Origin of the sequence: Limosilactobacillus sp. (assembly GCF_022651205.1) — a bacterium.
In the GTDB taxonomy this organism is placed as follows: domain Bacteria; phylum Bacillota; class Bacilli; order Lactobacillales; family Lactobacillaceae; genus Limosilactobacillus.
This window is the reverse complement of record NZ_JALCQI010000041.1, coordinates 1-9,228: the sequence shown is the minus strand read 5'-3', so window position 1 is coordinate 9,228 and position 9,228 is coordinate 1. Positions and strand designations below refer to the sequence as shown.

The window sequence follows — 9,228 nt, the reverse complement described above, 5'->3', positions numbered from 1 at the left end:
ATTTCAAAGCAAATGGCTGCCGTCTTGGTTCCTTCTTTAGATGAAGACGATGATCAACCTTCATTTAAGGACGTTATTATTAATCCTGTAATTGTTAGTGAATCAGTCCAGTATGGTGCTTTAACAGAAGGAGAAGGTTGTCTTTCCGTTGATAAGGACGTTCCTGGTTACGTTCCGCGACACGACCGAATTACCTTACGCTATCAAGATGTGAATGGTGAAAGTCATAAGGTTCGGTTAAAGAATTACCCAGCAATCGTCTGTCAACACGAAATCGATCACCTTCATGGTGTTCTCTTCTATGATCACATTAATAAGGACGACCCATTTAAGGCCCCTGACGATACAATCATGATCAGTTAAAATTTAAAAAATAAGCCAGTGGAAAAACTAATTGTTATTTCCACTGGCTTATTTTTTACTTACTGTGCTGGTCTAACCGATGAAGATCAGCAATATACTCACGTGTTGCTTCATTTAAGACATATGCCACGTCAATATGTAAAACCTTCTCGTACGTCCACCAATCGGTAACCCTAAATACGGTGGACGTCTTTTCATAAGCTTGAACATTATTCTCTTTTGCATAAGCATTTAATTTTTTCTCAAGAGTATCTCGACTTAGCTGATCCGTTGTTAGATGATAATCAGTAGGAACAAAGTAAAATTCGAATGCTAAAACACCCTTTCCCCAAACATCAGCAACAATTTCAGAAGATAAGTCAAATGGCTGCCCACCAAATTGACTAAGACAAGCATTCACTGCTTTATTAGTTACCGACTGGGCTTGCTTTTTTAACATCAAGGTTGCCCTATTAATCAGTACCCGATGGATAATGATATAAATTAATATTACGACAATAACCGCTAAAAGAACTAGCCAAAAGAATGACATAGGCTCATCCCATTTCCTAATTATATTTAACTTAATCATACCATTTTCCAAATTTAAGTAACACAGTTGATTAGATGTGCTAAAATAATTTAAGTAACTTAAGTTTAAATAAAATAATAAGGAGCATTTTACAGTATGACTTTTAAGGTATACTACCAACCCGATGCAACTAAACGGCCGGTTCGTGAAAATACTCAATCATTGTATATTGAAGCCGATTCAGAAGCCCAAGCATTATTATTGGTTGAAGAAAACACTGACTACAACATCGAATTTGTTGAACAACTAGACGACAAAGCTTTGGAATACGAAAAGCAAAATCCAAACTTTAAGATTACCAAGTTCTAGTTGCTGATTAAGACAGTCGGGAATCCAATTCTCCCGGCTGTTTTTTGCTTAACGCTAAGGGAGGTCTAAATATGCATTACGAGATAATTCTTAATCCAACCGCTGGAAACGGGAAAGCTCTTAAGACTTGGAATGTCCTCCGCCCAGGATTTGAGGGACAATTAGATTATTCCCTTCACCAGACTGATTATGCCAAACATGAAGAATTCTTTGCTAAGCAGATTTCACAGGCATATTCTAACAATTCTAATACTGTTATAATCGTAATTGGTGGTGATGGAACCCTCCATAACGTATTAAATGGTCTAATGAAAAATAATTCTAAGCTTCCCTTATCATATATTCCGACTGGGACTGGAAATGATTTTGCACGTGGCTATGGGATTTCATTAAATCCTGAAAAAGCACTTCAGCAGATCCTTTCGGCAACTGATAAAAAGAACATCACAGTCGGTCACTATATTGAAGCAATAAAAAAAGATGAAGGCTACTTCCTAAATAACATTGGTATTGGATTTGATGCCGCAATTGTTAGTCGAACTAATTCATCAAATACTAAGAAAAGGCTAAATAAAATGCATTTAGGAACTTTTTCCTACCTTTGTAAAGCATTTGGAGTTATCTACGATCAACAGCCCTTCCAATTAACACTTCAAGAAAATCGGCATCACCATATTTTCGCTAACGCTTTTATTGTCGTTGCTACCAACCACCCTTATATTGGCGGTGGCTTTCAAATCGACCGTTCAGCTGATATTAACGATGACAAGATTAATATGGTGGTTGCTGAACGAAAAAATTGGCTTCTAACACTATGGGAGGTAATTCAGCTAGCCCGCGGTAAACTAGCTGAATCCCGATTTGCACAACACTTTCATACAGATAAACTCCACTATTCAACCACTTCACTAGAATTTGGTCAGATTGATGGGGAAAATATGGGAAATCGTTTCTATGACCTTACAATAGATACCAGCCATTACCCGTTTTGGCAGGAACCAAACAAATAATTACATAAAAAAGCCTCTAGCACTTCACACATGCTAGAGGTATTTTTATTACTCAACTTAGTCCTTAGGATAAGCAACAAGGTGCAATTTCCCGTGAAGATATTCACCTAAATAAATATCATTAATATCGTCAAAGCCGGCTTCTTTTACCTGTTGCTTAACCCATTCCTCATCATGGTGAATTAATTCAAGCACGTCTGCATTAACTTGACCATCATTAATTAACGGAAAACGAACATTCTCATCGCTATTCTCAATCACTACCAATTGGCCATTCTGCTCTAAGATCCCACTCTTAACTTTTGAAACCTCATAAATTCCGTGTCTTCGTAAACGAAACATCAACTCATTCGCAGTCATTCCTGCTCGCATACAGTTATCAACAAGGAGCTGACCATTTTTTATTAATAATCGTGGGCGACCATCAATCACATTTTGAACAACGGCATTATGATCTTTAGCATACTTCACAACAAACACAATTAACGTCCAAATTAATAGCACCATTACAAATTGCAATACGGTAATATCTTGATTATAAATAATCCCACCGATAATTCCCCCAAGAACATAATTCTGTACTTGGTCAATCGCTGAAGTCGGAGCAAGGTTTCCTTTACCGAGAATATTAATTTGAAAGATTAGACAAACCATGCCCAAAACGAACTTAATTGTAATTAATCCATAGTCCATAAACTTAATTTTCCCCCTACTTTTCAATAATAACCCGATGATCAACTACATGAGCCCGAGTAAGGGTATAGTTATCACCATTAGGGCTCAGATTTACTCGATAGTCCCTTTTATCAAAGCGGACAATTATCCCATCAGCTAGTGTTGTTGAATTAACAACAACTTTTTTGGGACTAATATTGTGATCTCGCGCAACTGCTTTAATAAACGGTCGCATTTGAAGTGACTGCGATTGCTGTGAATAAGTTTTTTTCAGGTTAGTAATCTGCAGTCCTGCAAAAATTAACAGGAGGATAAAAAAGATAATTCCTAAGTCACGGTAACGAGTCTGTAATTGGTGATGTAAGTATCGGAATGAATTAATCAATACCAATAAGATTAATATTAGGATTACAACATAATTAACTAGGCTATTAAATTGTTGCTGGTGCATAAAATAGCTTTCTGTATAAAAGGTCATCGTAAGCTCCTCACTATCATAACTAAAAAAAGAAACTAGGAAAACCCGGTTTCTTTTTCTATATAATTAATTATACAATATTTCTATTTAACTGTCCCAGCAAAGCTTGGATTAAAGTAAGGGCTCAAATTGTATACAGCCACGTTTGTCCCTGGCTTAGCGGCAGCAGCATATTGGTTGTTCCCCATGTAAATCCCAACATGGTATGAACTTCCGTGGTTACCCCAGAAAAGGAGATCTCCTGATTGTGCTTGTGATACTGGCTTTTGGTTAACGTAACTTTCCATTGCAGTACTGTTATGAGGTAATTGTTTACCTTCAGCATTTGCGTATACGTATTGAACGAATCCGGAGCAATCCATCCCGTTAAGTGTGTTTCCACCCCATTGATATGGAACACTATTAGAACTAGCAATCTTACTTGCTAAGCTAACAACGGAACCAGATTGAAGATTTACATTATTGTTCTGACTTGCTGCTTGTTGTGTTTGTGGAGCAGCTTGGTTTTGTTGAACTTGAGCTTGTGATTGTTGAGTAGCCACTGCTGAATTAGTGGCTTCCCCTTGTTGTTGCTGAGCTACTGGTTGACTTGAACTGGGTTGGACATTAGCAGTGCTATTAACAGGAGCTTGAGAAACACTGTTTGTATTAACCGCTGCTGCTTGTTGCTGATAAGTTACCGCAGTTGCTGAAGCTTGTTGGGGCTGTTGGCTAGTAGAAGCATTGCTATTGTATGCTGCAGCGTTTGAAGAACTGGTATATGCAAGGCTAGTTGCTGATGCCTGTCCTTGCTGAACAGCAGTACTTTGATTAGCAGGTGTTTCAACAACTTGTTGAGGAGCTGCTTGTTGAACAGATGCTACCGAAGTTTGTGGTGTAGTCTGTTGAGCATTTCCAGCTACAGTAAATGATTGTGGTTGTGCAAGTGTCATTTCTGATTGAGTGTTAGCAGAAGCAACATTCTTGCCATTAACAGATAACTGCTGACCAACATAAATCAAATTAGGATTTTGAATATGGTTCCAGGCAACCAAGTCATTCAAGCTAACGTTAAAGTGAACAGCTAATTCACTTAAAATATCCCCACTCTTCACAACGTAAAGACCGTTCTTGGCAGAAGCGTCATTTGAAGCATCTGATGATGACTTAATTGGTGCTAATGATAGTTGACCATTATTACGAATTGCACTTGCTGAAGAGCTCATGGAAGCCGGTTGTTCAGTGCTACCAGTGCTTGCACTCTTCCCCTTTGCTTCAGCAACATTATTTGCCTGAGTAGTGAGAGCAAAGACACTCAAAGCCCCCATTGTCCCAGCAACAAATCTTTTTGATGAACTATACTTATGTATTTTCTTGACCATACAGAAACATCCTCTCAAAAACAAACGAAAATAATTGCTAATTACTTAGTTAATAAACTCAAATCTTCTTTACCATATCATTTTTTTAGAAATTCTTGTACTAATTTTAACATTTTTAAAGATTTTATTTTTAACTTAAAGCAAAATCCAGTGAAAAAGGTTACAAAAATATTATTTTGCTTAAGTTTTATTAAAGAGAATTGGTAAAGCAACCAACTAATTTCATTTCATTGATAAAATAAAAATAGTTATAGGAGGAAGTGATCGAATGATTAATATCTACTATCACACTAACGATCCTTCAAAACGGAAGGCAGTTAAGTGGCTTACAGCTCATCAACTAGTTGTTAATGAGCGCAATATTACAAAACAACCGCTAACACGTTCAGAGATCTTTAGCCTTTTGAATAAATCAATTAACGGGACTGCTGATCTAATTTCTACCCGCTCAAAGGATACAAAGGCTCTCCAATTAACTTCTGATAGTCTAACAATTAATCAACTTGTAAACGCAATCCAGAGTAATCCCCACGTTTTGAAAAATCCAATTATTTGTGATGAAAACAAGTTAATAACAGGTTTTGATCAGGAAAAGATGGGAATCTTCATTTCTCAACAAGAACGAAAAGATGAACTTGCAGATCTATTATTAAAGCAGGATATTCAGCCGCAACACTTTGCCTTTCCCTTCTAGCTGGCTATTTTTATATGCAATTATAAATTTATTCTATATTAAAAAGAAAATGCGGAGAAAAAACAATTTACTTTTTCTCCGCATTTTCTTTTTTAATGATTAAATAATTCACGAATTGATTGATGATTATGAACCCGTACAACTGCTTCTTTTAAGAGATCAGCAACTGACAACCGATGAAGCTTCTTAAATTCTTTTTCGGCTGGCAATTTAATTGTATCGGTCACCCACATTTCTTCAAGCGGTGAATCTTCTAATACTTGAGGAGCATTCCCTGATAGAACAGCGTGAGTAGCTACTCCATAAATCTTTTCGGCACCAAATTGTCGTAATGCTTTTGCGGAAAGGCTCATCCTAACACCCGTATCGACAATATCGTCAACGATGATCGCAACCTTCCCCTTAACATCACCAATCACGTATTCTGGAACTTCCTGATCACTTCGCTCCCGAACCTCGTCATTTCGGTTATCAACAATTGCTATCGGTGCCTTAATCTTTTCTGCAAACCGCCGGGCTAAGCTAACCCCCGCATGATCTGGTGAAACAACAACAATATCATCGCCCAGCTGACGTTTCTCAACGTACTTTGCAAATAATTGGGTTGCTTGTAAATGATCAACAGGAATATCAAAAAATCCTTGTACTTGAGCAGCATGAAGATCAATCGTAATTAATCGATCGATCTTATCCATTTCTAGCAGGTTAGCAATTAACTTTGCGGTAATTGGTTCTCGGCTTCGTGCCTTCCGATCTTGGCGTGCATAGCCATAGTATGGCATTACAACGTTAATCTTTTCGGCACTGGCCCGACGAAGAGCATCAACCGTAATCAACAGTTCCATTAAATTCGTATTAACAGGATCGGAAACCGATTGGATAACGTAGGTCTCACATCCCCGAACACTTTCGTCGATTGTAACTTTAATTTCGCCATCAGCAAAGTGGCTGATTGAAGCTTTGCTAAGAGGCAAACCGATCTTATCGGCAACGCTCTCAGCAAGTGGTTCATTAGAGTTCAAGGCAAATAGACGAACGTTTTTTGCATCTTTTATTTCAGTCATTGTTATTCTCCTCAAGATAAAATCAACAATCCAATGCTATTATCGCAAGTTTTTCTACTTGGTGCAAGCTGAACTATTTTTTAAAACTAGCTGGGCTGATTCCTTCCATCCCGATCATCGGATCGATTTGACCTGATTTAATCAGTGCTGGCGTTAAGATTCTTTCTCCCCCAATTTGCTGATTCGGTACCGATTGATCCCGTAATTCTAATTTGTCAGTCTGAGACGTCGAAGATTGGGAATTATCATTCTGACCCTCAGTCCCCTGCTCAAGTGGTGTCTTTAACTCATTATGGTGTTTCCAAACATCAGTTAATCGTTTTACAAGACTCGTTTGACGGTTGACCGATTGACTATTAATTGCCGTAACAAAAGCGTATGTTTCGCCGACCATAATCAATTTATCAGCAGCACGGGTAATAGCGGTATACAGAAGATTACGCTGGAGCATCCGGCCAAATTCATGGACAAGGGGTAAGATGACCATCTTAAACTGGCTCCCCTGAGACTTATGAATTGAGATGCTATATGCCAATCGAACTTGTGACCATTCTAACCGACCATAATTGACTTCATTACCATCAAAATCGATCGTCATTGTGGCGTTCTTTTTCCCCTTAGTTGGACCGTTCTCTATAGAAGTGATCCTGCCAATATCGCCGTTAAAGACATTTCTTTCAGGATTATTTACTAATTGGAGGACCTTATCACCAACCCGAAAAACCTGTCCTCGAAATTCAATTTCTTGTTTATTAGGATTTGCCGGGTTATAAACATTCTGAGAAAGCTCGTTTAAACGATCAACCCCAGCTGCTCCACGGTACATCGGTGCTAAGATTTGAAGATCACTGGCGTCATATCCTCGCTGTTGGCTCATTTCAATAATTTGCTTCACTACCCCAGCAACCTGCTGAGAATGACATGCAATAAATGATCTATCCGCCATTTTTACGGTTAAGTCACTTGGGATCTTCCCCTCTCGAATAGCATGGGCAAGCGGGATAATTGTCGAGTCAGCAGATTGACGGTGAATTCTGGTTAATTCAATCTGTGGTAAATTACCGAAAGCTAACAGATCATGAAAGATTTGACCCGGGCCAACGGATGGTAACTGATCCTTGTCACCAACAAAGATCACATGCATTGATGTTGGAATTGATTGAACAAGAACCTTAAATAACAACGTATCAACCATCGACATCTCGTCAACAATTAGTAATGCTCCTTCCAAATCTTTAGCATTTAGTTCAGTCGGCATCTCACGACCGTTTAATCCTAACAAACGGTGAATTGTACTTGCTGGTAGATCAGTTGCCTCACTCATCCGTTTAGCAGCTCGCCCGGTTGGTGCAGCGAGCAATATTGGGAAGGCTTTTTCTTTATACTGATTAGGGTCAAGCGCTATTTCATTAAGCTCCGCAAAAGCAGCTACAACCCCCTTGATAATCGTTGTTTTCCCTGTTCCGGGTCCCCCAGTAAGTAACATGACCTTAGAGGTTAAGGCCGTTTTAATTGCTTGAAGTTGAACCGCATCATACTTAATACCAGTTTTAACGGGGAGTTTTTCAAGAATCGTCGTGACTTGCTTTTGATTCTTAACATGTTCCTGCTTTTGACAAAGCCGGTGAAGATTCTCCGCAATTTGCCACTCTGCTTTATACAAACTAGCCGGATAGATCCGCTTCTCCTCATATTGAACCGAACCATCCTTTTCCATCTTGACAATCTGCTGAGTGATCTTTTCTGTTGGAATGGGATCGTTATATCCATCGGCAAGCAACCGCATACTTTCCTGTAACAGTGGTTTAGCGCTTGTATAAGTATCACCACTAGCCATTGTCAAATCATCAATTGACTGAATAATGGCTGCCGAAATTCTTCGTTCATCATCTGCAGGAATTTTCATCTTCATTGCTACTTGATCGGCCCGCTTAAAGCTAATTCCCTCAATGTCCTGAACTAGCTGATACGGATTCTCGCCGATCACATTTAATGTTTCATCGCCATAATGGTCAAAGATAGCACTGCTCAAATTACTACCAAAGCCAAGATCATTTAATCCAATAATGATCTGATCCATCCCTTGATTAGCATTTAAATTCTCAACCAGACTACTTCGAACTGTCTCCCGAAGTTTCAAACCATCAAGAACATGTGGATCGGCATTAATTTTATCAATCGCATGGGTTCCTAATTTATCAACTATCTTCTCTGCGGTCTTCTTCCCGATTCCAGGGAACTGCTTGCCCGCAAGAAAGTTAACAATTCCTTCCCGACTCGTAGGTTGGTTGGCATGATATGAACTTGCTTGAAACTGACGACCATATTTAGGGTGGTCAACTAACTTTCCTTCAAAGCGATATGTTTGATCATCACGGAGGTCGCCAAAGCTTCCCGTGACCGTAATTTCACTTTCATTCCAATCAAAATTAGCATCTTCAACTGAGACCAATAGAACCTTATAAAACGAATCCGGACTATCAAAAATATCTGACTGAACCTGGCCAACAAAAAAGGATGGCTCTTTTGGCGCCTCAAATAGGTTAATCTCTTCTGCCATGAAAGTCATCCTTCCTTAAAATATTATTTTTCATTTTGTGGCTTTTGAGTTGCTTGTAGGGTCTTTTCGATCTCAGCAATTCGTTTTTCACTCTTTGTGTAGTAGTCCAGGTCAAGTTGCCGTGATTGACTTAAGTAGTCCTT

General features: G+C 38.8%; 10 protein-coding genes and 1 pseudogene. 4 read left to right on the top strand and 7 right to left on the bottom strand.

Annotation, left to right across the window (positions count from 1 at the left end; genetic code table 11):
- Nucleotides 1-363, top strand: a 363-nt coding sequence (locus tag LKJ51_RS07100; RefSeq protein WP_291980223.1) for a peptide deformylase, incomplete at its 5' end; no start/stop codon positions are given.
- 55 nt (nucleotides 364-418) lie between these two features.
- On the opposite strand, the gene LKJ51_RS07095 is transcribed toward LKJ51_RS07100, so the two are convergent.
- A complete protein-coding gene (locus LKJ51_RS07095; protein ID WP_291979601.1) occupies nucleotides 419-895 on the bottom strand; it encodes a hypothetical protein in 477 nt (158 codons plus the stop codon).
- 135 nt (nucleotides 896-1,030) lie between these two features.
- Between LKJ51_RS07095 and LKJ51_RS07090 the strand changes: the two genes are divergently transcribed.
- Nucleotides 1,031-1,243, top strand: a complete 213-nt coding sequence (locus LKJ51_RS07090) for a DNA-directed RNA polymerase subunit epsilon (RefSeq protein WP_003716860.1) — start codon at nucleotides 1,031-1,033, stop codon at nucleotides 1,241-1,243.
- A gap of 71 nt (nucleotides 1,244-1,314) precedes the next feature.
- Entirely contained in the window at nucleotides 1,315-2,253 is a 939-nt protein-coding gene (locus LKJ51_RS07085) for a diacylglycerol/lipid kinase family protein (protein ID WP_291979600.1), read from the top strand.
- A 57-nt stretch (nucleotides 2,254-2,310) separates the two neighbouring features.
- Here the strand turns inward: LKJ51_RS07085 and LKJ51_RS07080 are convergent, their stop codons facing one another.
- From LKJ51_RS07080 to LKJ51_RS07070, 3 genes are all read right to left on the bottom strand, one after another.
- Nucleotides 2,311-2,946, bottom strand: coding sequence for a DUF421 domain-containing protein (locus LKJ51_RS07080; RefSeq protein WP_291979599.1), 636 nt, complete (start codon nucleotides 2,944-2,946; stop codon nucleotides 2,311-2,313).
- Between the two features lie 16 nt (nucleotides 2,947-2,962).
- Entirely contained in the window at nucleotides 2,963-3,406 is a 444-nt protein-coding gene (locus tag LKJ51_RS07075) for a DUF3290 family protein (protein WP_291979598.1), read from the bottom strand.
- A gap of 83 nt (nucleotides 3,407-3,489) precedes the next feature.
- A complete protein-coding gene (locus LKJ51_RS07070) occupies nucleotides 3,490-4,767 on the bottom strand; it encodes an NlpC/P60 family protein (protein WP_291979597.1) in 1,278 nt (425 codons plus the stop codon).
- A gap of 268 nt (nucleotides 4,768-5,035) precedes the next feature.
- On the opposite strand from LKJ51_RS07070, the gene LKJ51_RS07065 reads away from it, so the two are divergent.
- Nucleotides 5,036-5,461, top strand: a complete 426-nt coding sequence (locus tag LKJ51_RS07065) for a Spx/MgsR family RNA polymerase-binding regulatory protein (RefSeq protein ID WP_291979596.1) — start codon at nucleotides 5,036-5,038, stop codon at nucleotides 5,459-5,461.
- Between the two features lie 92 nt (nucleotides 5,462-5,553).
- Here the strand turns inward: LKJ51_RS07065 and LKJ51_RS07060 are convergent, their stop codons facing one another.
- The 3 genes and pseudogenes from LKJ51_RS07060 to LKJ51_RS07190 all read right to left on the bottom strand — a co-directional run.
- Entirely contained in the window at nucleotides 5,554-6,525 is a 972-nt protein-coding gene (locus LKJ51_RS07060) for a ribose-phosphate diphosphokinase (RefSeq protein WP_291979595.1), read from the bottom strand.
- Between the two features lie 73 nt (nucleotides 6,526-6,598).
- On the bottom strand, nucleotides 6,599-9,085 hold the full coding sequence (recD2, locus tag LKJ51_RS07055; RefSeq protein WP_291979594.1) for an SF1B family DNA helicase RecD2: 2,487 nt from the start codon (nucleotides 9,083-9,085) through the stop codon (nucleotides 6,599-6,601).
- A 23-nt stretch (nucleotides 9,086-9,108) separates the two neighbouring features.
- Nucleotides 9,109-9,228, bottom strand: a pseudogene (locus tag LKJ51_RS07190) (tetratricopeptide repeat protein); the annotation flags it as partial.

What these genes read in the sequence shown, in the direction of transcription:
- LKJ51_RS07095 (WP_291979601.1), bottom strand. Translation starts at nt 895, where the DNA reads ATGTCATTCTTTTGGCTAGTTCTTTTAGCGGTTATTGTCGTAATATTA.
- LKJ51_RS07090 (WP_003716860.1), top strand. Translation starts at nt 1,031, where the DNA reads ATGACTTTTAAGGTATACTACCAACCCGATGCAACTAAACGGCCGGTT.
- LKJ51_RS07085 (WP_291979600.1), top strand. Translation starts at nt 1,315, where the DNA reads ATGCATTACGAGATAATTCTTAATCCAACCGCTGGAAACGGGAAAGCT.
- LKJ51_RS07080 (WP_291979599.1), bottom strand. Translation starts at nt 2,946, where the DNA reads ATGGACTATGGATTAATTACAATTAAGTTCGTTTTGGGCATGGTTTGT.
- LKJ51_RS07075 (WP_291979598.1), bottom strand. Translation starts at nt 3,406, where the DNA reads ATGACCTTTTATACAGAAAGCTATTTTATGCACCAGCAACAATTTAAT.
- LKJ51_RS07070 (WP_291979597.1), bottom strand. Translation starts at nt 4,767, where the DNA reads ATGGTCAAGAAAATACATAAGTATAGTTCATCAAAAAGATTTGTTGCT.
- LKJ51_RS07065 (WP_291979596.1), top strand. Translation starts at nt 5,036, where the DNA reads ATGATTAATATCTACTATCACACTAACGATCCTTCAAAACGGAAGGCA.
- LKJ51_RS07060 (WP_291979595.1), bottom strand. Translation starts at nt 6,525, where the DNA reads ATGACTGAAATAAAAGATGCAAAAAACGTTCGTCTATTTGCCTTGAAC.
- recD2 (WP_291979594.1), bottom strand. Translation starts at nt 9,085, where the DNA reads ATGGCAGAAGAGATTAACCTATTTGAGGCGCCAAAAGAGCCATCCTTT.